The following is a 21,575-nucleotide window of genomic DNA, read 5'->3' as shown; positions in this document are numbered from 1 at the left end:
TCTGATGACCGTAAAATTAACTGAGCAAGAAGTTAGCGATGCGCTGAAAAACTTGAAAGGCTGGGAGTTGCGCGAAGGTAAGCTGTGCACCGAGTTGGAGTTCGAAAACTTTATCAGCGCTTTTGGATTTATGACCCGCGTTGCGATGCGTGCCGAAAAAATAGACCACCATCCAGAGTGGAGCAATGTTTATAAAACGGTCAGCATCGCCCTCACTACCCACGACTCGGGAGGCTTAACAGCCAAAGACTTAGCCTTGGCTGAAGCGATTAAGCAAGAACTGGAACGCTAGTAAAAATCCACGCCAAGCGCTTGCAGGTGCCGACTGAGGTAGTCATCTAGATTAGGCAAATCATCTGGATGAACATCAAGAACAGCAAAACCTAATTTCTTGCACAACTCAGCGCGCCGCATACGCGCTGAGATGGCGTCGGAGTGATCATCGCCTCCCCAATACTCAATATAAACGCCAGACTGAGGCAAATAAAAATCGCCAACCAAATTCTCCGCCACCGGTAAACTTCGGTAGATAGCATAGCGCAGGCCAGCTAAATACAGCCACTGAGCTATAGCCCAGTGGGCGTGATTTTTATAGACCACACCATCAAGACTACGCCACTCGCGACCTGGCGATTGACTGGCCGCAAATAAATCATCAACTTCAGGTTCTGAATTTCGGCACTGCTGTAAAATTCGCTTTAACGCCGGCCGATGACGAACATCTTCTGGCCACAATACGTAGCTAAGACTGCTTTGCTGATTTTCAAAAAGCTGTCCGCCCTCAGCAATACCTCGCTCCGTTAACTCCCAGCCACGAGAGCTAGGGCGCAGCCAGGCGATTTCAACCAGCATGCGATTAATTTCCCGCCCGCTAAACCCTTCGATACGCCCCAATGCCGACGCAGACAACAATTTATTGCTTTCTAGCGCCTGAAAAAGGGGGTGCTCTAATAAGGAGTTTGGCCACACAATATAGCGCCCGTAGCGTTTGCTGGTGATATAGCTACCGCCTTCGAATTCGCCCTTGCCCGTCAGCGCCCAGCCGTCATCGGTTTTACGGATCCAACCGTAATCCTTCAGCACCGAAAACAGCTGCTGAACAGGAATTTCACCAAGTTTAGCCAGAGCTGAGGTAGAGATCTTATCCGAAGACATTAGCAACGCCCCTAGGCCGACGGATAACGAGCCACAAGGCTCTTGTAAACGTCATCGGCAAATTGGGGTGAGCGCATATCGGCGCTAGCGAGTATCTCGACGAGATGGACATTATCCTCGCTGCCCTGCCAAATTTTAATATAGCTGCCATCTTTATAACCGTGATCTTGGCGGAAAAAATTGAGCACGTTCTTGCCAACATACTGTTTATAAAGTTGGTCGAAACTAAGCTCCGACGCCGCCATCAGATCCCAAAATAAGCTCACCGAAAAGCCTTTCTCGGCCAGGCAGTGGCCCGCCAGTGCTTCCGTCGCTGCTAATACGCCCTTGCCCGAGGCCTGATAGCTTGCCAATTCGCTCACAATAGCATCAGCCAGCTTCTCGATATCCGCGCCGGGCGTAAACATCGCACTCAAACCAAAATGCCAAATATCGACCACTTCCAGCTGTACTTGCTCAATATCGGCTTGTTGCTTTTTCCACCACTTATAGCCGTAGTGGTCCATCAGCTCGGCGCATTCTATCCACGCAGCGCGATACCAAGCAAAGCCCTGACTCATCCAGTCGGGGTGAACTTTGGCATTCATGCGATTTTGCAAATCCAGCATCGTAACAAACGCGTGGCGATGATTTAATTCAGACACAATGACCTCTAAAATCAATACTCAAGAGGCCATGATAAACAAGCTTGCTAGCTAGCGCAGCGGAAATTTACGCTTTGGGGGATTTAGACAGTCGCTCAGCCAATTTCACAAAGTAATTCAAGGTATCGGCATCAGGAGATAGACGTTGATCTGATTGAATTCGGCCATCAATGGTCTGCGGCATTTTTGCAGAAAAATTTGCTGCATAGCTCATCCGCTGTGTCGATGGGCACAAGCTGATCGTAGATTGAGGCCCATGCATAGAATAATATTTAGCTTCAAGAGCGCTGGTCTTGCTTCTACGCCAATAACTCATATTTAAGCACAACGCTGCTGATAGGGCTGAAATTGACTAGCCAAACGCACCACTCTACCGTAGGCAAAATCAACAATTTGTAGCGGCAAGCCAGCAAGGATATGATTCACCACCACCGAAGGTAGCGCTGGCAGACAGATAATATTGCGGGGTTCTTCTGCATCGGCAAACTGCAAAACCAAATCGATGATTTCTGCACCGCCTAGCGCTTCACGAGGATAGAGAGTGTACTCCAATGTTTGATTTGCTTCGGGTATAACATTGTCAACGGCCAAATGGCGCACGCCGCCATCTCCGTCGCAGCCTAGCAAGTAGCTTGCAATTAGCATATTAAACTCCCAAACATCTCGTATATGGCAGCAATTATGCCGCTATGCAGGGGTTCGGGATATCCGTTAATTTACTTACTGATTCTATTATCGGCGGCAGTAGCGCTAGCTTGATACGAACAAATACTTACAGAACAACACGCACTGGCGCCCTACCCTAGCAACTATTAAAACCACCGGATTATATATGGCAAGATGACTGCGAGCAGAAGCCCGACATTTTGGATTGTCGATGATTCTATGGCTGACAGAATTATATTTAAAGAAAGCCTCGCGCGGTTAGGTGAAAAACCGCGACTTAAAGAAATTGAAGATGGCGAGCTACTGCTCGCTGAACTCGACGCTCAATGCAGCAACGAACTTCCCGATATTATTTTTCTGGACATTAATATGCGGCGAATGAATGGCAAAGCAGCACTTGAGATTATTCGCCAAAATAAGCGTTACGACCCTATTTATATTGTGATGCACACCGTGACGTATCGAGAGCAAGGCGAATGCAAGGCGCTCGGCGCAGACGCCTTCATCAGTAAGTCTACCGACTTTAACGCCTGCCTCGCCAAATTGGCGCAGACATTATCCACGTGGCAAGCCGCAGTCTAAGCTTTCTCAATCACTGCCGCGAACCGCGGCTGTTCTGAGCTGTATCGCCAACAAAATTACTGCGCCAAGGGTTGATATCCAAACCGCCACGCCGCAAATACCGCGCGTAAACCCGCAAACGATTGGGTTGGCAAAAGCGATTAATATCACTAAAAATTTGCTCAACACACTGCTCGTGAAAATCGTCGTGCTCGCGAAAAGAGATCAAGTAAGCCAATAAGCCTTCGCGGTCAATACGCGGCCCGCTATAGGCAATTTCAACACTCGCCCAGTCGGGCTGAGAGGTCACTGGGCAGCGCGAACGCAATAAATGGCTAAACAGCTCTTCTGTTACCGACTCTCCCGCACTCGCTTTCAATAACATGCTATTTGGCTGGTAGCTGTCGGGACTAATATCCAAGCTATCAAGACACTCGCCAGCAGGATTCTGAATACCGTAGCTCAGCCCCCAGTCATCAGGGGAAGCTATATCGACCTGTACTGGCGCTCCCGCCGCCGCGCTCAAATCCTTAGTGAGCACAGCCCTTAGCTCGGCAATACCGCCCAACCGAGTTTGATTAAAGGAATTAAGATAGAGCTTAAAGGATTTCGATTCGATAATATTTTCCGAGTCGGCGGGGACCCGAAACTCCGCACAAGCCACCATCGGTTTACCATTTAGATTTAGCCACGACAATTCATAGGCATTCCAAATATCGACCCCAGCAAAAGGCAGATCTGCCGCAATACCCAAAGCTGCGCGCCCTGCGGCGCGAGGTATTGGGTATAAACAACTCGCGTCGTACTGAGCGGGATAATCAACCTTCGCGCCTAAAGGACCGTGACCGTGGTGCTCACTCATTTTAGATAACTCTCGCTCATTCCAAACCAAGCATTCACTGGCGCAGCCTGGTTCCACTGCGCAATAAATACATACAGTAGGCATAGGCTGCCAAGGTAAACACACCGACCATAATAAAGGCGGTTACCACATTGACGTCTGAGGTACCTAGCACCCCATAGCGAAACGCATTAACGATGTAGAGCATGGGGTTTAAGCGCGACACTCCAGCCCAAAACTCCGGCAATAAGTCGATTGAGTAAAAGACACCACCCAAATAGGTCAGCGGCGTTAGTACAAACACCGGCACAATCGAAACATCGTCAAAATTATTGGCAAATACCGCGTTGATAAACCCCGCCAGCGAGAACATTATCGAGGTCATCAACACGATCGCGATGGTTATGCCGATGTGCTGAATATGTAGCGTGGTAAAAAACAGCGACAACATGGTTACGATTAAGCCAACCAATAAGCCACGCGCTACGCCGCCAATCACAAATCCCCACAACACCGTGTTATTCGACATTGGCGACACCAATATCTCCTCCACAAAGCGCTGAAACTTAGCACCAAAAAAAGACGACACCACATTGGAATAAGCGTTGGTGATTACCGACATCATAATTAAACCCGGCACCACAAATTCCATATAAGTAAAGCCACCCATCTGCCCTATCCGCGAGCCGATCAAGGCGCCAAAAATAACAAAATACAGCGACATGGTAATCGCCGGCGGCAATAAGGTTTGCATCCAGATCCGCATAAAGCGACGAATCTCTTTGCGGACAATGGTGTAAAACGCAATCCACTGCTCTGCTGCTGTCATTAACAATTCCACCTTTTAAATCTAAGAACCAGGATTTCGCAATAACACCTGACTACACGAATATTCGCTTTATTTTGGGTTCAGTAGCGACACAAACAATTCTTCGAGGCGATTAGCCTTGTTGCGCATACTGCTAACCACCAGCTCGCTACTATTTAGCGCGGCAAACACCTCATTGAGAGAGGTGCCCTTTTTAAGCACCAACTCCAAGGTGTGTTCATCTACAAAGCGGGTGTCAAAACCTGGAATACTAATATCAGCACTCAAGCTGTCCCGCACATCGAGGATAAACACTTCTTTTTGCAACTGGCGCAGCAAGGCTTTCATACTGGTGTTTTCAACGATATTGCCCGCGTCGATAATCGCAATATTACGGCACAGGCTCTCTGCTTCTTCGAGGTAGTGAGTGGTGAGAATAATCGTTGTGCCGCTGCGATTAATTTCAGTGAGAAACGCCCACATTGAGCGGCGCAGCTCGATATCCACACCAGCGGTAGGCTCGTCTAAAATCAATAGGCGCGGTTCATGCACAAGCGCCCGAGCAATCATCAAACGGCGCTTCATCCCCCCCGACAGCATGCGCGAGGCGCCGTGGCGCTTGTCCCACAAACCCAGCTTCTTCAGGTATTTCTCAGCTCGTTCAGCGGCAACCCCACGACTCAGGCCATAATAGCCCGCCTGATTCACTACAATATCCCAAACCGACTCAAAATTAGAAAAGTTGAACTCTTGGGGCACTAAGCCAATTTGACGCTTGGCCGCCGCGATATCACTGTCGAGGGAATGGCCAAAAATTCGCACCTCGCCAGCGGTTTTCTTCACTAGCGACGACACAATACCAATGGTAGTGGATTTACCCGCACCATTCGGACCGAGCAAAGCGAAAAAATCACCCTGCTTAACCTCAAGATCGATGCCCTTCAGGGCCTCAAAACCATTGCCATAAACCTTGCGTAATCCCTTAATTTCTAGGGCAAGCGCCATAATAATTACCTAAATCGATTACATCATTTTGTAAGCCGCGTATTTTGCCACGCTAGCGCGATGGAATACACTAGAGCCAATTAGCCCCAGCTCAGAAACAATCTGCAAAAATGCGCAATGGAGAATACGTGACGACACGAATTGAATACTACCTACAACTGTGCACAGAGCTTCACACGCACTGCGCAGTGGTACTGCCACAGCACCCCGCACACAGCGAAGAGAGCAATGCCGAGCTATTAGCAATGCTTGCGCAACTAAAAGAAGAATTCGCTACCAATGAGGCTTACGTCGCGCTTGGTCAGCGTATCATAACCCACATCATTGGCCATTACCCTGACATCACCCCACAGGTGCACCGCGACCTACTGTGGTTTTTTGGTGGCGACTGCATGCATTATCTTGGCGACGATGAAATGGAGCGCTACCAAAAAGTTGAAGAACAATACTACGAACAGTGCAGCAGCAAACCTGACACCTGCTACCGGAATCTCCGCGCCCAAGTATTTGGCATGCACTAGCGTGAATTAAAACTATAGCGCCACCCCACACTTGCGCGAGGTGGCGCGACTAACCAAGAAAAACATTTTTCGGATAAAGTACAGGCGAAAAAAAAAGCGAAGCAGTCGCTTCGCTTTTTTAGAATTTGGAGCGGGAAAGGAGGCTCGAACTCCCGACCTCAACCTTGGCAAGGTTGCGCTCTACCAACTGAGCTATTCCCGCAAATCACGACATTAGATTTAGAAGCCATTCTAAATCAATTTCACATATGCCGTACAGCCTTGATTAAACTGACTTTTTTGTTCACCAGCAATTAACGGTGCGCATACTAAGTCGTTTTCATCAATGTGTCAACAAACTGCCTAAGCAAGTTACTGACAAATTTACGTGCTGTGACGCAAATTAATTGGCGTCCCCTAGGGGACTCGAACCCCTGTTACTGCCGTGAAAGGGCAGTGTCCTAGGCCACTAGACGAAGGGGACGCCGCGAGCTCTTTCAGAACAAAGCTGCTGTCCTTGAAAGAGCGCGCATTCTAGAGCGCCAAACCCTGCCCGTCAAGGATATTTTCATGCCAATATTAAATTTTTTGCAAAAAAAAAAGAGAAGCATTTCTGCTTCTCTTTTCCGCCCTGCCGACGCATCAGCACGACTGAATAATGGCGTCCCCTAGGGGACTCGAACCCCTGTTACTGCCGTGAAAGGGCAGTGTCCTAGGCCACTAGACGAAGGGGACGCCGCAAACCTTCCAGACTCCGAGTCACTTGTTGTCTGAAAGTGGCGCGAATTCTAGAAACCTTAGCGCCCGCCGTCAAGTCGCTTTTGCCATTAAAGTGAAATAAATCAAATTAAAGGGCAATACTGTTTGTTTAATAAACAATCTGGCTAGTAATTACTCATCACCATCGGTGTCGAGCTTAAGCGATAGCGAATTAATACAATAGCGCAAACCGGTCGGCGCAGGGCCGTCTGGAAAAACATGGCCTAAATGTGCCTCACAGCGGGCACATACCACCTCCTCCCTAACCATGCCATGACTTGCATCTCTATTTATAGCAACAACCTCTTCTTCGCTGGGTTGATAAAAGCTCGGCCATCCCGAGCCGGAGTCGTATTTTGTCTCCGAGCTAAACAAGGGCTGCCCACAGCAGCGGCAGCGGTAAATGCCATCGGCCTTTTCAGCGTTATACTCACCAGTAAACGCGCGCTCAGTCCCCTTTTGGCGACACACCTGAAACTCCTCTTCAGAGAGAAGTTCCCGCCATTCACTCTCAGATTTCACTATTTTTTCCACGAAAAGCTCTCCACCTTGTGGCCATCAACGCCGTATAATCACACCAAGTAATTCTTGGCGCAGGGCATACTAAGACAATAGCGATGCCGCTCACACAAATTTAGCACCCCGATTTACCCACTACCAGCACAGCTGATCAGTCAGCCAAGCCACTACAGACTAACACTCTGAACTTACTACGGATTAAGAAGGCAGAACATGGGCCCCTATTACAAGTCGAAAAAACTGAGCAATGTTTGCTACGATATTCGTGGCCCAGTGCTGCAGCGCGCCAATGAGCTTGAAGAAGAAGGCTACCGCATACTCAAGCTGAATATCGGCAACCCCGCCCCCTTCGGTTTTAACGCCCCTGATGAGATCATTCAAGATGTCATCCGCATGCTGCCCGACAGCGAAGGCTACAGCGACTCCAAAGGCCTATACAGCGCCCGCAAAGCGGTTATGCAAGAGTGCCAAAAAATCGGCATACCTGGCGTTGAAGTTGGCGACATCTATTTGGGCAATGGCGCCAGCGAATTAATTAGCATGGCCACTCAGGCCTTACTAAACCAAGGTGACGAGGTTCTCATACCCGCCCCCGACTACCCGCTTTGGACCGCCGTGGTGTCTCTGTCTGGCGCCACGCCAGTACATTACCTATGCGAAGAAGATAATGGCTGGCAGCCGTCAATAGACGACATTCTCAGCAAGATCACCGCCAATACCAAGGCGATCGTTATTATCAACCCCAACAACCCCACTGGCGCCGTATACAGCCGTGAAATGTTGGAGCAGTTGGTCGCGATTGCCGAAGAGCACAATCTTGTGGTGTTTGCCGACGAAATTTACAGCAAAATTCTTTATGACGATGCCGTGCACATTCCGATTGGCAGCTTAAAGGCCGATATTTTGTGCCTGACCTTTAACGGCCTGTCAAAAGCCTATCGTCTTGCTGGTTTCCGCAGCGGCTGGCTAATTGTGTCTGGCGCCAAAGACCGCGCTAGCGATTATATTGAAGGCCTAAATATATTGTCGTCGATGCGGCTATGCGCCAATGTGCCCGCTCAGCACGCCATCCAAACGGCACTTGGCGGCTATCAGAGCATCAATGAACTTATCCTGCCCGGCGGCCGCCTGCTCGAGCAGCGTGATTTAGCCCACAAAATGCTCAATGAAATACCTGGTGTGAGCTGTACCAAGCCGGCTGGGGCCATTTACATGTTCCCAAAACTCGATCCCGAGGTATACCCCGTTCTAGACGACGAGAAGCTGGTTTTAGACTTATTAAACCAAGAGCGTATTCTATTGGTGCAGGGCTCTGGCTTTAATTGGCCACAGCCCGACCATTTGCGGATTGTATTCCTGCCCAATAAGCTCGATTTGGCCGATGCCATTGAACGCTTTGCCCACTTCCTCGCTGGCTACCGCAAGCAGCTCAAGGCCTTGAAATAGCCGATTTACCGGCTTATGCCCACTCAGATCAAGTCAGCTTCGCGCGGCTTGATCTGAAAATGCAAAACCTTCAGGGCCCGATCTGCACTCTGCTCCGGAAAATCTCGCCGACCCGCTAAGCGCTCAACAAACACCGCCTCAGTACAGTGGCGTTCAACGGTCTCACGCAGAAACTGCTCGTCTAAATACGGCGCATTTAAACAAGCCAACACGTCCCCACCTAAGGGCATTAGCTCACTAAAGCGCCTCGCCAATTTAGGATAATCCTTAACCGCATCAAAACTACCTCTCTGCAGCGAGGGCGGATCACAAACAACCACGTCGTAGGGTCCTAATTTACGCAAACGCCCCCAGGACTTGAGAATATCGTGGCTCAAAAATTTAAGCTCCGCCGCCTCTCCACTCGTTGTTAGCCGCGCGCCATTGCGGCGGTGATTTTCACGACCACCCTGCAGAGCGCCTTTACTCATATCCACGTTCACTAGGCGCGCTGCGCCGGCCAATTCTGCCGCCACCGAGAAGGCGCAGGTATAGGCAAATAAATTTAAAATTCGCTTGCCCTCGGCCCGCTCAGCCAACCACTGCCGCGCCGGCTGCATGTCCATAAAATAGCCAATATTCTGCTTTGCGCCGAGATCAAGCAAGTATTCTGCCGCCCCTTCTTTGGCAGTAAAATTAATTGGTATACTTCCCCATAAACAATAAGTTGCAGGCGAATCTTGATACCGGCTCTGAACAATAGCCGCACCACTACTTCCCTCACAACAGAGCTTTAGCTCCGTGCAGAACTGCGCCCAAAATTCAGGCTCCGGCGCGCGGTATAAGACCAGCCACAAAACCGGCGCGAAGTAGTCAACCGTAAAATATTCAAATCCAGCAAAGCACTGGCCACGACCATGGAAAAGGCGCTGGGCAGCAGAGCTACCCGCCATTTTTTCCGGCCAGGAGGCAAAATCACTTAACGCCGCAAAGCGTGCAAAATCACTCACCAGACGCACTCACTCGATACATAATCGCATCCCGATACCCTGTTACCACTCGAATATACCCTTCCCACTCTTTATCCAAAACCAAATCATTACTGTCGACCAACAGAGGCCGCCCCGCCAACTCACGAATTTTTGTTTTAGTTGCAATCACAATAAAATTATCCCGGCCAATCCTGCGAATCAGCTCTGGGCCAAGTTGTTGATTACCTCTCCCCAATATATGCCCCTGCCCGCCAATCGCCGTTATCAACACCTTTACAGGGCCCTTATGACTCGCCACAGCATCAGCAATACCTTGGCCACTCAGGTCCCGCGCCACTAACTGCTGATCGCAGATCAGATCGAAACCCAATAGGGTATTTTCCAAGCCTAGCTGAATCATCACCGCTTGGGTCGTACTACCTGGACCAACAACGTAGAGGGTCTCGGCATCCATGTCAGCGATGAGTTCATCGGCAATATCGGCCAGCACTAGCTCTTCAACCTCACGCCCCCCAGACTTAACGTGCTGTAAAAAGCCGCCAATGCGGGGCACTAATAATTCACCGAAGTGTTGGGAGCGCACTTTTCCCTCTCGAAAAGCCACCTCGTCGATGTCGCGCACCTCGGCAAGCTCAACATCGACCAAGCCGCCATCCAATAGCGCCAACACAATATCTGCCGCACTCTCGGGGCTAACCGCATAGACCCCAGAGTGCATCTTCACCCCAGCGGGAACCCCCAACGCGGGCAGTGCTGCACCAATAGCGGCAAACACGTCCCGCGCGGTGCCATCACCGCCTACAAACAGCAGTAAATCCACCCCTGCGCTTAGCAATGCCTGCGCAGCGGCTTGGGTATCTGCTGGCGTGGTTTGCTCGTCGCTCAGCGGCCGACCAACCGACACAAAGGGAAAACCTGCCAATTCGGCATCATTAACGTCATTGCCACTGTTGTGCGCCGACATCGCGCCGTTAAAGCCATAAACCGCTAAGCGTCCACTCGCGGCCTTGGCCAGATGCGCCAAACAGCGCAGGACCCTCGCCTGCGACCGGCCATCGCTGCTGCGTAAGTCATCACTGCCCTTCAGACCAAGTGGACCGCCAGCGCCAGCGATGGGGTTTACGATTAAGCCCAACTTAAACATGATATTCCTTTCAGGCTAAGGCTTAGGCCTGCCCACTAATAGAAGCTGTAATTTGTTCAAACCCAAACCAATCCCAGACTATTACGTAAATTGCCTAGGTACATGCGCTGTAAATCGTGGCCAAATTAACCAAACCAGACTACAAGGCCATGCCAGCCAACACGCAATGGAGAACACGGTGAGCCAACACACCAGCGCAAAATTCCAGCGGAATACTGAACAAAACAATTATCTCGGCGCCATCATCGACCAAGATGGTCGCGAGATACCGATTAGCGACGCCATGATTGAAAATAGCCTGCAAGCCTTGCAAGACACCTCTGCAGAGTTCATTTGCCGCCTTGCACAGCGCGCAGCAAACTAGCCATTTCAGGCTCAACTGCAACAAGATTGCTGTAAGCTAATTCGCGGCGCGGCGGGTAGTGTTTACGCAGTAAATCAAAGCGTTTTCCGCGCTCAGCATCTGCAATAATCGCCTTAAAACGCTGACTATCACCGGCCACGTCGTACACCGCCAGCACCGCCGCGGGAATTAAACTAAACGCGTCGCCCCCCGGGCAGTGAATTGCCGGCGACTCAGTATCAGCACTATCGTCTTCTACTTTTAAAGGTTTATCCAAAAAGTTCGCCAGTTCGGCGGCGATCATCTGCAATCCGGTTTTTTTACCATCGACGCTATAACCAGCAATATGCGGGGTTGCAATCGTACAGCGCTCAGCCAAGGCAGCGGGAAAGTCGGGCTCGCCCTCCCACACATCCAAGGCCAAGCGAATATCCGGCCGACTGTCTAGCAGAGCGTGTAATTCCTCTGTCGCCACCACCTCGCCGCGCCCAGCATTTAACAGCAGGGCATTTTCCGGCAAGCTCTGCAGTTGCACTGCATTCAGCATATGAAAACTTGGAAAAGGCCCTGCCACGGTCAAGGGCGCATGCAAACTCAGCACCGCACTGTTGATGACCTCGGCTAGCGAACGCAAATTGGGATAGTCTGCGAGGTTCAGCAATGGGTCGTAGGCAATCCAATCGATACCAATAGCAGTTAAACGCTGCCCCAAGCGCTTGCCGACATTACCGTAACCGACAATTCCGACCCTACTACCACCAGTCAGTAAAGTCGCCAGCGACCCATCAACTCGGCAAAGTACACTGAGCACATAATCCACCACCGACTCGGCATTGGAGCCCGGCGCGGTGCAAAAATAAATTCCCTGCCCACACAAATAATCAATATCGAGATGATCACTGCCAATTGTGGTTGAGCCAACAAACCGCACACTCGAGCCCGCCAACAAAGCGGGATTGACCTTGGTGACAGAGCGTACAATTAAGGCATCCGCGTCCTGCACATCTGCCGCGCAAATCTCCCGACCACTGCGCAGGACTACCTCACCAAATTGAGCGAGACACTGCTTAGCACCGGGAATATTTTCATCCACCACTATTTTCAATGCGTTCTAATCCTATTTTTAATTCGAGATATACAGCCTATCTATTTGATATTAAACATTTATCTACAACATAACTTAAGGGGATATTGATAGACTCAAGGGCTACGCTCGTGCCAAACTCCTGCGCCAGTGCTTGCCGAAACAGCTCGCCTCGCGGCGGTAGGCCGTTGCGAAGATAACGCTGACACTGCTGCCAAACCGCTAATTGAAAAGGAAATGGATCAATCTCCACACCGCCGAGATTATCAATGCTAACCCGAAAACGACGGCCCGCTGCATAACTAAACAAACACTCTAGGGCTTGAGGGCAGATCTCTACTGATTCAAAGACGCTTTGGCGTGCCGCGTCGCGACCATCAGGTTCATACCAATAACCGTAATCTGGCAGCTGACGACGGGCTTCGCCTGCTATACACCAATGAGCCGCCTCATGAAGGGCACTGGCCGCGTAATCTGCCCGAAACACAATTTGATGGTAGTCATCGGACACAATCGCGGGCTGATAAAAAGGTTCGTCTCCGCCCGCGACCAACAGACTGCGGTGGCTTTGTGCAAAACAACGGGCAAACACCTCGCAAATCAACTCGCTGCTAGCAAGTTGACCAAGGGATTTTGCAACAGTCCGCGCCTCACGCATTGTGGAGCAGACCATTTAAACCTTGAATTTGGGCAGACGGACGGCACTCTTGCGCTCGCAACATCGCCATATACTCAGCCGACAGAAATTCTGCACCCGCCAATAAATGCGCTAGATAACCACTTTCGGGTAACAAACCAGCCTCAACATAGGCCGGATTCGCGAGGTAAATCCAGGCATTCTTTACGCCAACAGCGGTTTGCACAGCCAAGCATTCGCGGCTGTAGCGTACCGGTGTGCCCTCAAAGCGGTCCATAATGTTTAGGGCACTGGGGTCGGCTAAGGTATACAACACGCCTTCTACCGCACACTGACTGCTATGCACTACGTTCGCATAAGCAACACCAACCGTGCAGTGTGAACGCTTATTAAACACGAGCCGATAGCCGCACAAACGGGCGCTTTCCGCGCGGGTGAAAGCCAACCCTCTCGCTTCCATCCGCGCGGAATTCATATTAGAACCATAAGAAAAATAACAAAAACTCATCAACAAGCACTTGGCAAAATCAGAAACAGGGAGTAATTTTAACAGAAAGGGACTTTCGCGCACCGACTTTGCGAATGAGCATGGTAGCAATGGGTGGATTTAAGCCCCAAGCCACATGCCTCAGCTCGGCAGCGAAATGTACCGCCCGCTACGTGAGGAATGTATTATGGCTCCACGTAACCTCGGCAAATCTTCCACGGCGAAGATTATTCCATTTCCCCAGCGCCCCCGTGCGGCTGAGCAAAATAGAATTCTCCGCATATCCCCCGAGTATGAGGGACTATGCCTGCTTTACGCTCATCACGCACTCAGTCGCGACAAACTCTATGCGGTAAAAATACTCGCTTGGGCACAGTTAGCCAGCGGTAAATACGTCGCACTGCTGCCATGGCTAACCGGCATCGCCCGCTGCATCGACTTGGACAACGCTAATACAGGGCAATCGCAGGGCTACTACGACCCCGCCCGCGAGCGCCGCTTTAGTGAAATACCTGAACATCACCTTGCCGCACTTAGTGCCATGCGTAACTATCCCGCCCCCAGCGAAGGCAGTTTTATTCAGGAGTTTCCCGATTTAATAGGCAGTCATGCCGCCCTGCTTGGCGACAGCATGGAGTTTGAACTGCAACCGGTCATTAGTTGGCGACTAGATTCCAACGGCGACATGCTAGCGATGGTTGCCGACATGAGCCAAGCCACCCACTTTCCAATCTTGGTTGGTGACCCCTGCTTATTTGTGGTGCAGAGAAATCCGACGTTCCGCTATTTTTTCCAGTACCACATCGCAAATCAAATTAAGGCGGGGGGCGAGATCGCCACAAGGGCATTAACCCAGCTATTGCAGTAGCGGTAAACAATCACAGTTAAAAAGCCAATCAGGCCTTTTGCACAAAATAGCGGTATACCTTATCGCTCTCTTCTTGGCCCAGCAAGCTGTGGCCAAGAAACTGACAAAACTTAGGGATGTCTCTGGTGGTAGCCGGATCAGTGGCAATCACTTCCAAAATGTCACCCGAGGCAATATCGCGAATTTTATTGTGTAACATCATCACTGGCTCTGGGCAGTATAAACCGCAGGTATCCAAGGTGTGATCTACCGCTATTGTCATTCGTCTATCCAATTTTAGGGCTATTAAGGCCGTCTATTGTCAATGTCGCCGCCGCAATTGCAAGTATTCAACATCGTTAGGTTTTCGATATTACCGTCCAGCTTTCGCTGTCGGGACAAAAGGCGATGGCCGCGCGCTTTTGCGCTAAGGCATTGCGCAATTGGCTTATTTTAGTCTCGGTGCTCAATTCCTGCTCACCGTAGTCAGTGCCGTCGCGACTCACTAACTCTTCAAGCATGCCCTGCAAAGCCTCTGGACTGAGTTTTTGCCACGGGATTTCAACATAATCAGTATCATTCATGTACAGGTTTACCAAATTTAAGCGTCATTCGATCACTTTCACCAATCGCCAAATATTTTCCCCGCTCGCGATCACCAAGCCGCAAGCTCGGCGGCAAGGTCCACACGCCCTTGGGATGATGGTGGTCATCTTTGGCATTAGCATTTATCTCGCTACTATCGAGCAGTAAAAAACCCGCCGCTTCGGCCAGTGCAATCACCGTTTGCTCACTCACATAGCCGCTCTCCACCATCTCTGCCATGGTCGCATCGGCATCTGCGCGGTGTTCAACCACACCGAAAATGCCGCCGGGCTTTAGGGCCTTAAATGCAGCCGCAAACACCTGATCGGCCACACCCGCTTTTAGCCAATTGTGAACATTGCGAAAAGTTAGCAGCTTATCGGCACTCGCCGCTGGCGCAATGTCGAGAAAATCGGGGGCCTGCAAAGTCGTTACTGCAACTTTATCGTAAACGGCGGGGCTAGCCGCCAATTTCTGCTCGTAGGCAAGCCGCGCATTCTTGTAGAAAGACACGTCGCTATCGGCAGCAAATTGCGCAGCATACAGTTTGCCACAGTCACGCACCAATGGCGCCAGCACTTCGCTATACCAACCACCAGCCCCCGGCCAAAGTTCTACCACTGTGTCGCAGGGCTGAATTCCAAAAAACAGTAAGGTCTCTACGGGGTGACGAAATTTATCTCGGGATTTGTTCTCGGCGCTGCGATGGCTGGCATCAACAACACCCGACCAATTCGGCGCAGCACTCGGCACATCTGCTCTTACCCCATCGATTAAAAACAAACTAAGCACACCAAACAGTAAGGCGCTGTGCAAAGCCCGTGGCAATATTTTAACTCTCATAAACTGTTCCTTATTGAGTTTGCTTGCGCTTTAAAGACTGCGCTAAATAGTCCCGCACATGTGAGACTTTATCAGCCATACTTTGTTCGCGATCACTGCGCGTGCCAATCTTAAGCTGGGTGGATATTCGCGGTGCGCCCATTTCATGTACTCGCATATGGCAGCGTTTAACCGCGTCCATCACCACCTCCCACTCACCCTCAATATTGGTGCCGTAGGCATGCAATTGATGAGACAAACCCAAGCTGGCGATAATTTTTTGGCATTCGGCACTATACGGTGTCAGTGAAGTCTCTGCTTCTAAAGGCGTTAAACAAAAATCGACAATCACCTTCATGCCTCTACTCCCTTACACTCTATTTCAGCCCAGACTATACTCTACCACTACCATCATTACCGAATAAGGGTACGCCGTGAACAGCTCTTTGGTTTTTACTTTTCTTGGTCAAGATCGCCCTGGTCTTGTAGAACGCCTTGCCGACATTGTTGCCGACCACCACGGTAACTGGCTAGAAAGCCGCATGACCCAGCTCGCCGGCCAATTTGCCGGCATTGTTAGGGTCGCCGTTGCTCAGGCCGAACTCGACGAACTCAGCAAGGCTTTGTCTAGCCTAAACATCGAAGGCTTAACAATTCATATTCAGCCTGGCGCAAGTGCTCCCGCGCCTGGCGGAAGCGGCAAGTTATGTAAACTACATATTCTGGGCAATGACCGACCAGGCATTGTTCGTGAAGTAAGCCGCGCGCTTAAACAGCAGCAGATTAATGTGGTTGAAATGAGTTCGAATGTCACCAGCGCCGCCATGAGTGGCGACGCCTTATTCGAAGCCAATGTGTGCGCCGAAATGCCCGCCGGCTGTAACTTTGATGAACTAGAAGACAGTCTCGACGCTATTGCCGAGCAACTCGATGTTGATATTGTTATAAGCTAAGTTACGGGGCTAGCCCCGCAAACGCTTTAAGGCAAAAACCAGCGCTGCCGAGAGCAGCGCGACAACGCTGACGCCGGCAACACAGAGAAAAAAATAACTGGCAATGTCCTGCCACGGCACATCGAAGGTCCACACCGCAGAACACACCAGCATCAGCGTTGCCAATACCGCCAACACTGGGGTGCGGTAACGCTTAAAGGTCTTTACATAATCTTGAATGACAGTGTTATCCACGCTAAACCTTTTGCTAAATGAAAAATTCTGGGTGTCGGCACCCTTCTTAACCCAATAAATCTTCGCGCACCCACTCGCAGCGCAATTTACCCGCGCCTTGGCCCGGCGCGTGAAAATCGTCTTCTGCCTGCCAAACAAAGGTGTGACTGCCATTGTAAGCGGTTTGCAAATGCACAGTGGCGCTAACCCAGTACATTTTATGCAGCATATTTTCGAACTGCCGCAACCATTCATCCCACTCGTGTTCTATGGCTTTATAAGAGCTGCCAAAGTGAATCACGTCGGTCTGGCAGTCGCCAAACGCAAAAGCTGGCCGCGGCGCCGAAAACATCTCGCGACATAGCAAGGGCCAATCTTCGGCGGCAGGTAATAAAGCGGTCACCAGCTGGTTATTATCGCGTCGGTCGGCAACATCGGCGATATTTCCAGCAAACAATATATCGGTAATACAACCGTAAACAACTGATTCCTGAGCCATACTGCTACCTGTGTAAAATACCCACTGCGAGTCTACAAAAGCACAGCCCACCGAGCCAGCAGATTATGTACTGGAAACCGGCTCGGCTTCAGTTTTTAAGTCAAACCAGACCCAGGCCACAAAAAACGCAATTGCCGCCGCAACCCCAGCGGCGGTAAAACACAGCTGGGCACTCAGATCCCAAGTCCAGCCGCTCAATACTGCACCGCAGGCGCCGCCCAAACCAAAGCTTAAACCACTGTACATGGCCATGCCCTGGCCGTGATGCCCAGTAAACCAATGGCGAATTATCTCAATCCCCGCCGCATGGTAGCTGCCAAAACTGGCTGCATGTAAACATTGAGCAAACACCAACACTACGGGATTCTGCACAAAATAGGCAATTAGCAGCCAACGCAGGCAAGACAGCCCCAAGCTCCACAGCACAATACCCCGCAAACTGTAGCGGGCCAGCAGCCGATGCATAAACAAAAACAGCAGCACTTCGGCAATCACGCCCAGCGACCACAAGCCCCCGATCGCAGTTTTGGAATAGCTCTGCGCTTCAAGGTATATACTAAAAAAGGTGTAGTAAGGGCCGTGGGACAATTGCAGGAAAAAACTCACCACGAAAAAGGCGATCACTGCCGGCTTTCGCAAAATACCTTTTAAGGATTGCCGTTGGGCGTCTCGGCGCAGGCCATTGGGCTTCTCGTTTACCAGTAAGCTCGCTAGCCAAATACCGCTCAGCAATAAGGTGATGAGATACAATAAATGCACAATGGGATGATGATCTAACCACCAGCCCACCGCAAATACCGCGCAGATAAAGCCAATAGACCCCCACACCCGTATCAGGCTATAACGCCCATACTGGCCACTGAGATGCGATAGCGTTAATACATCAAATTGCGCAAGCACAGCATTCCAGAAGAAACTGTAGCTAACAATCACTCCCGCCAGCCACCAAAAATCAGAGCGCACATACACACCGACAAAGGCCAAGGTCGCCATAAAGGCACCCAACCGAATAATCCGACTACGGTAGCCAAAATTATCGGCAAGCCAGCCCCATAAGCTGGGCGCCACTATTTTGGTGACCATCACGAGGGACGACAGAATGCCGATTTCTTCGGAGCTAAAACCCAATGATTTCAGATACAGCGACCAGTAAGGCACCCATGTGCCTAACAGCGCAAAATAAAAGAAATAAAAACCAGACAAACGCCAATACGGCAGCGCTGCGCTCATACTGGTTTTAAGTGGCGGATGCTGGAATCACAGGGGTGCTGGACTGTACGCCACCATTTTGGCCGCGATTGCGCAGCAAATGATCCATTAGCACAATGGCCACCATGGCTTCGGCAATCGGCACTGCCCGAATTCCCACGCAGGGATCGTGGCGACCGGTAGTAATTACCTCAACCGCGTTGCCATCAATATCAACCGTTTTGCCGGGCACCAAAATACTAGAGGTAGGTTTTAAAGCTAAATGGGCCACTAAATCTTGGCCACTGGAAATACCGCCTAAAATACCGCCGGCATTATTCGAGGTAAAACCTTGCGGCGTCAGTTCGTCGCGATGCTCACTACCCAGCGCATCCACGCAGTCAAAGCCAGCGCCAATCTCAACCCCTTTCACCGCGTTTATGCCCATTAGCGCATGGGCGATATCGGCATCTAACCTATCGAATACTGGCTCGCCCAAACCCACCGGCATACCACTCGCCACCACGGTGAGTTTTGCGCCCACCGAATCGCCAGCTTTACGCAGCTTCTGCATATACTCTTCCATCTGCGGAATTTTATCGGCATCTGGACAAAAGAAGGGATTGGTTTCAACCACCCTCCAATCCACGCTATCAATTGCGATTGGACCAAGTTGCGACAGATAACCGCGCACTTCTATACCGCAATGGCTGGCTAAATATTTTTTGGCAACCGCACCAGCCGCCACTCGCATTGCGGTTTCACGCGCCGATGAGCGACCGCCACCGCGGTAATCACGGCTGCCGTATTTTTGCTGATAGGTGTAGTCGGCGTGCATGGGCCGGAAACGGTCTTTGATCTTGCCGTAATCTTTTGAGCGCTGATCGGTGTTTTCAATTAACAGGCCAATCGAGGTGCCGGTGGTTTTACCTTCAAACACCCCAGATAGAATTTTAACCACATCATCTTCACGACGCTGAGTGGTGTAACGTGAGGTGCCCGGCTTGCGACGATCGAGGTCAAGCTGCAAATCGGCTTCGCTCAGTTCCAGCCCCGGTGGGCAGCCATCAATTATGGCACCCAGCGCCAAGCCGTGACTCTCACCAAAGGTGGTGACAGAGAATAATTTACCGATGCTATTACCTGACATTGATTATCCCAAAACTGTTTATGTGCGGCCAATTGTGCAAGGTTCGTTGCGGGCCAAAGATCATTAATAAAGAATTATACGATAAAGCGCAGACAAGGTCAGAAACTCACGCAAAACTCGCCGCATTTTCAAGTAATTGCTCGCGGGTTATCACAAACACCCCATGACCACCGTGTTCAAACTCCAGCCACATAAAGGGCACCAGCGGAAACGCCGCGTCTAAGGCAATACAGCTATTGCCCACTTCAACAATCAATACTCCGTTATCGTTTAGATAGTCAGCTGCCTCGCGCAGAATTCGGCGCGTAATATCGAGACCATCTGGGCCAGAGGCCAAGCCTAGGGCTGGCTCGCGCTGATACTCCGCTGGCATCGTCGCAAGATCCCCTGCATCGACATACGGAGGGTTACTCACAATCAGATCGTATTTTTCCCCACTCAGCAGATCAAAAACGTCCGACTGGACCGCACGCACCCTATCACCCAGCTCGTGGCGCGCAATATTAATGTCGGCAACATTCAGGGCATCAAGGGAAATATCCACTAAGTCGACGCTGGCGTCTTCAAACTGATAAGCGCAAGCTATCCCGATGCAACCGCTGCCGGTGCATAAATCAAGAATGCGCAGCGGATATTCGCCTCCGAGCCACGGTTCAAAGCCTTGACCAATAAGTTCGGCAATCGGTGAGCGCGGCACTAACACCCGCTCATCCACATAAAAGGACAAACCAGCAAACCACGCTTCATGAGTGAGATAAGCGGCAGGCAGGCGCTCCTCTACTCGGCGCTTAATAAGTTGTAATACCTGCTCTCGCTCAAACATCGTTAAGCGCGCATCAAGTAGCGCCGGATCGAGATCAAGGGGCAAGTTCAATCCGTGCAAGACCAGTACCCGCGCCTCATCTAGGGCATTATCAGTACCATGGCCAAAAAATAGCCCCGCCCGACCAAACTCACTAATGCCCCAACGCAAATAATCGCGAAGCGTATGGAGTTCGCTACTGATCTCACTACTATTGCTCACTGGGGCCGCCCGTTACATAAAAGTACAATTTTACACTGCCTCGCGGGAATAATCCTGCTCTTAGGGCAATGCGCTGTATCACAATGTTTGGCAGCAGATGGCCCGTTTGTTACTATTCGCCCCCCGACAACGCGCTAAGGAAGTCCTGTGGAAAAAGCGTTTGCAGATATCATAAAAAAAATTGGCGAAGATCCCAGCAGAGACGGCTTGATCGACACGCCCGCTCGCGCCGCCAAAGCCTTTGAATTTTTGACCGAAGGTTATCGCCGCAACGTAGACGACGTTGTTAATGGCGCGCTTTTCGAATCTGATTGCAATGAAATGGTAGTGGTATCAGACATTGAGCTTTACTCACTGTGTGAACACCATTTATTGCCCTTTATTGGCAAATGCCACGTAGCATACATTCCCAGCGGCAAAGTGCTTGGTCTCTCGAAAGTAGCGCGTATTGTGGATTTATATGCCCGTCGCCTGCAGATCCAGGAAGGCCTTACTACCCAGATCGCCAAAACAATAATGGAAGTCACCGGCTCTGAAGGGGTTGGTGTCATTATTGAAGCTCGGCATATGTGCATGATGATGCGTGGCGTGGAAAAGCAAAACTCTATTATGCGCACTAGCGCGATGCTTGGCGTGTTTAAAGACAATAACGCGACTCGCACTGAATTTTTGGCGCTGATTAACCGCCCTAGTTAATTATTAACAAGCCAGATACAAAAAAGCC

The 21,575-nt window shown here is 50.6% G+C and carries 30 protein-coding genes and 3 tRNA genes; 8 read left to right on the top strand and 25 right to left on the bottom strand.

What is annotated here, in order from left to right; genetic code table 11:
* Positions 1-4 precede the first annotated feature (4 nt).
* A complete protein-coding gene (locus tag P1U47_RS04620; RefSeq protein ID WP_301027415.1) occupies positions 5-292 on the top strand; it encodes a 4a-hydroxytetrahydrobiopterin dehydratase in 288 nt (95 codons plus the stop codon).
* On the opposite strand, the gene P1U47_RS04615 is transcribed toward P1U47_RS04620, so the two are convergent.
* The 4 genes from P1U47_RS04615 to P1U47_RS04600 all read right to left on the bottom strand — a co-directional run bounded on the left by P1U47_RS04615 (position 289) and on the right by P1U47_RS04600 (position 2,444).
* Complete coding sequence (locus P1U47_RS04615) at positions 289-1,155, bottom strand: hypothetical protein (protein ID WP_301027414.1); 867 nt, start codon at positions 1,153-1,155, stop codon at positions 289-291. The genes P1U47_RS04620 and P1U47_RS04615 overlap by 4 nt on opposite strands.
* 11 nt (positions 1,156-1,166) lie before the next feature.
* Positions 1,167-1,763, bottom strand: a complete 597-nt coding sequence (locus P1U47_RS04610; protein WP_301027618.1) for a dUTP diphosphatase — start codon at positions 1,761-1,763, stop codon at positions 1,167-1,169.
* 103 nt (positions 1,764-1,866) lie between these two features.
* Entirely contained in the window at positions 1,867-2,013 is a 147-nt protein-coding gene (locus P1U47_RS04605) for a hypothetical protein (RefSeq protein ID WP_301027413.1), read from the bottom strand.
* 104 nt (positions 2,014-2,117) lie between these two features.
* Complete coding sequence (locus P1U47_RS04600) at positions 2,118-2,444, bottom strand: hypothetical protein (RefSeq protein ID WP_301027412.1); 327 nt, start codon at positions 2,442-2,444, stop codon at positions 2,118-2,120.
* Positions 2,445-2,639: 195 nt separating this feature from the next.
* Here P1U47_RS04600 and P1U47_RS04595 point away from each other — a divergent pair, with 195 nt between their 5' ends.
* Complete coding sequence (locus P1U47_RS04595) at positions 2,640-3,047, top strand: response regulator (protein WP_301027410.1); 408 nt, start codon at positions 2,640-2,642, stop codon at positions 3,045-3,047.
* Between the two features lie 10 nt (positions 3,048-3,057).
* Here the strand turns inward: P1U47_RS04595 and queF are convergent, their stop codons facing one another.
* From queF to P1U47_RS04580, 3 genes are all read right to left on the bottom strand, one after another.
* Positions 3,058-3,888, bottom strand: a complete 831-nt coding sequence (gene queF / locus P1U47_RS04590) for an NADPH-dependent 7-cyano-7-deazaguanine reductase QueF (protein WP_301027409.1) — start codon at positions 3,886-3,888, stop codon at positions 3,058-3,060.
* Between the two features lie 34 nt (positions 3,889-3,922).
* Entirely contained in the window at positions 3,923-4,696 is a 774-nt protein-coding gene (locus tag P1U47_RS04585) for an ABC transporter permease (protein WP_301027408.1), read from the bottom strand.
* Positions 4,697-4,765: 69 nt separating this feature from the next.
* On the bottom strand, positions 4,766-5,680 hold the full coding sequence (locus P1U47_RS04580) for an ABC transporter ATP-binding protein (protein ID WP_301027407.1): 915 nt from the start codon (positions 5,678-5,680) through the stop codon (positions 4,766-4,768).
* A 128-nt stretch (positions 5,681-5,808) separates the two neighbouring features.
* On the opposite strand from P1U47_RS04580, the gene P1U47_RS04575 reads away from it, so the two are divergent.
* A complete protein-coding gene (locus tag P1U47_RS04575) occupies positions 5,809-6,201 on the top strand; it encodes a PA2817 family protein (protein ID WP_301027406.1) in 393 nt (130 codons plus the stop codon).
* A 126-nt stretch (positions 6,202-6,327) separates the two neighbouring features.
* On the opposite strand, the gene P1U47_RS04570 is transcribed toward P1U47_RS04575, so the two are convergent.
* From P1U47_RS04570 to msrB, 4 genes are all read right to left on the bottom strand, one after another.
* Positions 6,328-6,403 (bottom strand) — tRNA-Gly (locus P1U47_RS04570).
* Positions 6,404-6,588: 185 nt separating this feature from the next.
* Positions 6,589-6,664, bottom strand: a tRNA-Glu gene (locus tag P1U47_RS04565).
* Between the two features lie 175 nt (positions 6,665-6,839).
* A tRNA-Glu gene (locus P1U47_RS04560) sits at positions 6,840-6,915 on the bottom strand.
* Between the two features lie 156 nt (positions 6,916-7,071).
* Entirely contained in the window at positions 7,072-7,473 is a 402-nt protein-coding gene (gene msrB / locus P1U47_RS04555; RefSeq protein ID WP_301027405.1) for a peptide-methionine (R)-S-oxide reductase MsrB, read from the bottom strand.
* 198 nt (positions 7,474-7,671) lie between these two features.
* On the opposite strand from msrB, the gene P1U47_RS04550 reads away from it, so the two are divergent.
* Positions 7,672-8,904: a pyridoxal phosphate-dependent aminotransferase gene (locus P1U47_RS04550; RefSeq protein WP_301027404.1), complete on the top strand. Its 1,233-nt coding sequence runs from the start codon at positions 7,672-7,674 to the stop codon at positions 8,902-8,904.
* Positions 8,905-8,927: 23 nt separating this feature from the next.
* Here the strand turns inward: P1U47_RS04550 and P1U47_RS04545 are convergent, their stop codons facing one another.
* Together P1U47_RS04545 and P1U47_RS04540 are read right to left on the bottom strand one after the other, a co-directional pair.
* Positions 8,928-9,893 carry a class I SAM-dependent methyltransferase gene (locus P1U47_RS04545; protein WP_301027403.1) on the bottom strand — a complete coding sequence of 322 codons (966 nt, stop codon included), beginning with the start codon at positions 9,891-9,893 and terminating at the stop codon, positions 8,928-8,930.
* Positions 9,886-11,019 carry an ATP-NAD kinase family protein gene (locus P1U47_RS04540; protein WP_301027398.1) on the bottom strand — a complete coding sequence of 378 codons (1,134 nt, stop codon included), beginning with the start codon at positions 11,017-11,019 and terminating at the stop codon, positions 9,886-9,888. The genes P1U47_RS04545 and P1U47_RS04540 overlap by 8 nt, the downstream gene beginning before the upstream one ends.
* 178 nt (positions 11,020-11,197) lie before the next feature.
* Between P1U47_RS04540 and P1U47_RS04535 the strand changes: the two genes are divergently transcribed.
* Positions 11,198-11,383 carry a PA1571 family protein gene (locus tag P1U47_RS04535; protein WP_301027397.1) on the top strand — a complete coding sequence of 62 codons (186 nt, stop codon included), beginning with the start codon at positions 11,198-11,200 and terminating at the stop codon, positions 11,381-11,383.
* Here P1U47_RS04535 and P1U47_RS04530 read toward each other — a convergent pair.
* From P1U47_RS04530 to P1U47_RS04520, 3 genes are read right to left on the bottom strand one after another with little or no spacing between them, the layout of a single operon-like run.
* The gene (locus P1U47_RS04530) at positions 11,349-12,458 is read right to left on the bottom strand and encodes a 4-phosphoerythronate dehydrogenase (protein ID WP_301027617.1); all 1,110 of its coding nucleotides are present in this window, start codon (positions 12,456-12,458) and stop codon (positions 11,349-11,351) included. The genes P1U47_RS04535 and P1U47_RS04530 overlap by 35 nt on opposite strands.
* A gap of 46 nt (positions 12,459-12,504) precedes the next feature.
* Entirely contained in the window at positions 12,505-13,104 is a 600-nt protein-coding gene (locus P1U47_RS04525; RefSeq protein WP_301027396.1) for an elongation factor P hydroxylase, read from the bottom strand.
* The gene (locus P1U47_RS04520) at positions 13,097-13,591 is read right to left on the bottom strand and encodes a gamma-glutamylcyclotransferase family protein (RefSeq protein ID WP_301027395.1); all 495 of its coding nucleotides are present in this window, start codon (positions 13,589-13,591) and stop codon (positions 13,097-13,099) included. The genes P1U47_RS04525 and P1U47_RS04520 overlap by 8 nt, the downstream gene beginning before the upstream one ends.
* 166 nt (positions 13,592-13,757) lie before the next feature.
* Between P1U47_RS04520 and P1U47_RS04515 the strand changes: the two genes are divergently transcribed.
* Positions 13,758-14,438, top strand: coding sequence for a hypothetical protein (locus tag P1U47_RS04515; protein WP_301027394.1), 681 nt, complete (start codon positions 13,758-13,760; stop codon positions 14,436-14,438).
* A gap of 28 nt (positions 14,439-14,466) precedes the next feature.
* Here the strand turns inward: P1U47_RS04515 and tusA are convergent, their stop codons facing one another.
* The 4 genes from tusA to P1U47_RS04495 form a co-directional block, all read right to left on the bottom strand.
* Positions 14,467-14,700 carry a sulfurtransferase TusA gene (gene tusA, locus P1U47_RS04510; protein ID WP_301027393.1) on the bottom strand — a complete coding sequence of 78 codons (234 nt, stop codon included), beginning with the start codon at positions 14,698-14,700 and terminating at the stop codon, positions 14,467-14,469.
* A gap of 76 nt (positions 14,701-14,776) precedes the next feature.
* Positions 14,777-15,001 (bottom strand): YheU family protein, encoded by a 225-nt coding sequence (locus P1U47_RS04505; protein WP_301027392.1) that lies wholly within the window; start codon positions 14,999-15,001, stop codon positions 14,777-14,779.
* Positions 14,994-15,845, bottom strand: coding sequence for a methyltransferase (locus P1U47_RS04500; RefSeq protein WP_301027390.1), 852 nt, complete (start codon positions 15,843-15,845; stop codon positions 14,994-14,996). Before P1U47_RS04500 ends, P1U47_RS04505 begins: the two co-directional genes overlap by 8 nt.
* A 10-nt stretch (positions 15,846-15,855) precedes the next feature.
* Entirely contained in the window at positions 15,856-16,182 is a 327-nt protein-coding gene (locus P1U47_RS04495) for an MTH1187 family thiamine-binding protein (protein WP_301027389.1), read from the bottom strand.
* Positions 16,183-16,258: 76 nt separating this feature from the next.
* Here P1U47_RS04495 and P1U47_RS04490 point away from each other — a divergent pair, with 76 nt between their 5' ends.
* Entirely contained in the window at positions 16,259-16,777 is a 519-nt protein-coding gene (locus tag P1U47_RS04490; protein ID WP_301027388.1) for an ACT domain-containing protein, read from the top strand.
* A gap of 9 nt (positions 16,778-16,786) precedes the next feature.
* On the opposite strand, the gene P1U47_RS04485 is transcribed toward P1U47_RS04490, so the two are convergent.
* From P1U47_RS04485 to prmB, 5 genes are all read right to left on the bottom strand, one after another.
* Complete coding sequence (locus P1U47_RS04485) at positions 16,787-17,011, bottom strand: hypothetical protein (protein WP_301027387.1); 225 nt, start codon at positions 17,009-17,011, stop codon at positions 16,787-16,789.
* Positions 17,012-17,057: 46 nt separating this feature from the next.
* Positions 17,058-17,489, bottom strand: a complete 432-nt coding sequence (locus P1U47_RS04480; RefSeq protein WP_301027386.1) for a hypothetical protein — start codon at positions 17,487-17,489, stop codon at positions 17,058-17,060.
* 63 nt (positions 17,490-17,552) lie between these two features.
* A complete protein-coding gene (locus P1U47_RS04475; RefSeq protein WP_301027385.1) occupies positions 17,553-18,719 on the bottom strand; it encodes an MFS transporter in 1,167 nt (388 codons plus the stop codon).
* A 7-nt stretch (positions 18,720-18,726) separates the two neighbouring features.
* Positions 18,727-19,827, bottom strand: a complete 1,101-nt coding sequence (gene aroC / locus P1U47_RS04470) for a chorismate synthase (protein ID WP_301027384.1) — start codon at positions 19,825-19,827, stop codon at positions 18,727-18,729.
* 106 nt (positions 19,828-19,933) lie between these two features.
* A complete protein-coding gene (gene prmB / locus P1U47_RS04465; RefSeq protein ID WP_301027383.1) occupies positions 19,934-20,851 on the bottom strand; it encodes a 50S ribosomal protein L3 N(5)-glutamine methyltransferase in 918 nt (305 codons plus the stop codon).
* A 147-nt stretch (positions 20,852-20,998) separates the two neighbouring features.
* Between prmB and folE the strand changes: the two genes are divergently transcribed.
* Positions 20,999-21,547: a GTP cyclohydrolase I FolE gene (gene folE, locus P1U47_RS04460; protein ID WP_301027382.1), complete on the top strand. Its 549-nt coding sequence runs from the start codon at positions 20,999-21,001 to the stop codon at positions 21,545-21,547.
* Positions 21,548-21,575 lie beyond the last annotated feature (28 nt).

It is taken from the genome of Zhongshania sp., from assembly GCF_029212375.1.
GTDB lineage: Bacteria > Pseudomonadota > Gammaproteobacteria > Pseudomonadales > Spongiibacteraceae > Spongiibacter.
This window is presented reverse-complemented; position numbering and strand designations above follow the sequence as displayed.

Bases quoted from the DNA above. Each gene is read 5' to 3' on its own strand.
- P1U47_RS04620 (WP_301027415.1), top strand. From the start codon at position 5: ATGACCGTAAAATTAACTGAGCAAGAAGTTAGCGATGCGCTGAAAAAC.
- P1U47_RS04615 (WP_301027414.1), bottom strand. From the start codon at position 1,155: ATGTCTTCGGATAAGATCTCTACCTCAGCTCTGGCTAAACTTGGTGAA.
- P1U47_RS04610 (WP_301027618.1), bottom strand. From the start codon at position 1,763: ATGCTGGATTTGCAAAATCGCATGAATGCCAAAGTTCACCCCGACTGG.
- P1U47_RS04605 (WP_301027413.1), bottom strand. From the start codon at position 2,013: ATGAGCTATGCAGCAAATTTTTCTGCAAAAATGCCGCAGACCATTGAT.
- P1U47_RS04600 (WP_301027412.1), bottom strand. From the start codon at position 2,444: ATGCTAATTGCAAGCTACTTGCTAGGCTGCGACGGAGATGGCGGCGTG.
- P1U47_RS04595 (WP_301027410.1), top strand. From the start codon at position 2,640: ATGACTGCGAGCAGAAGCCCGACATTTTGGATTGTCGATGATTCTATG.
- queF (WP_301027409.1), bottom strand. From the start codon at position 3,888: ATGAGTGAGCACCACGGTCACGGTCCTTTAGGCGCGAAGGTTGATTAT.
- P1U47_RS04585 (WP_301027408.1), bottom strand. From the start codon at position 4,696: ATGACAGCAGCAGAGCAGTGGATTGCGTTTTACACCATTGTCCGCAAA.
- P1U47_RS04580 (WP_301027407.1), bottom strand. From the start codon at position 5,680: ATGGCGCTTGCCCTAGAAATTAAGGGATTACGCAAGGTTTATGGCAAT.
- P1U47_RS04550 (WP_301027404.1), top strand. From the start codon at position 7,672: ATGGGCCCCTATTACAAGTCGAAAAAACTGAGCAATGTTTGCTACGAT.
- P1U47_RS04540 (WP_301027398.1), bottom strand. From the start codon at position 11,019: ATGTTTAAGTTGGGCTTAATCGTAAACCCCATCGCTGGCGCTGGCGGT.
- P1U47_RS04525 (WP_301027396.1), bottom strand. From the start codon at position 13,104: ATGCGTGAGGCGCGGACTGTTGCAAAATCCCTTGGTCAACTTGCTAGC.
- P1U47_RS04520 (WP_301027395.1), bottom strand. From the start codon at position 13,591: ATGAGTTTTTGTTATTTTTCTTATGGTTCTAATATGAATTCCGCGCGG.
- P1U47_RS04515 (WP_301027394.1), top strand. From the start codon at position 13,758: ATGGCTCCACGTAACCTCGGCAAATCTTCCACGGCGAAGATTATTCCA.
- tusA (WP_301027393.1), bottom strand. From the start codon at position 14,700: ATGACAATAGCGGTAGATCACACCTTGGATACCTGCGGTTTATACTGC.
- P1U47_RS04505 (WP_301027392.1), bottom strand. From the start codon at position 15,001: ATGAATGATACTGATTATGTTGAAATCCCGTGGCAAAAACTCAGTCCA.
- P1U47_RS04500 (WP_301027390.1), bottom strand. From the start codon at position 15,845: ATGAGAGTTAAAATATTGCCACGGGCTTTGCACAGCGCCTTACTGTTT.
- P1U47_RS04495 (WP_301027389.1), bottom strand. From the start codon at position 16,182: ATGAAGGTGATTGTCGATTTTTGTTTAACGCCTTTAGAAGCAGAGACT.
- P1U47_RS04480 (WP_301027386.1), bottom strand. From the start codon at position 17,489: ATGGCTCAGGAATCAGTTGTTTACGGTTGTATTACCGATATATTGTTT.
- P1U47_RS04475 (WP_301027385.1), bottom strand. From the start codon at position 18,719: ATGAGCGCAGCGCTGCCGTATTGGCGTTTGTCTGGTTTTTATTTCTTT.
- aroC (WP_301027384.1), bottom strand. From the start codon at position 19,827: ATGTCAGGTAATAGCATCGGTAAATTATTCTCTGTCACCACCTTTGGT.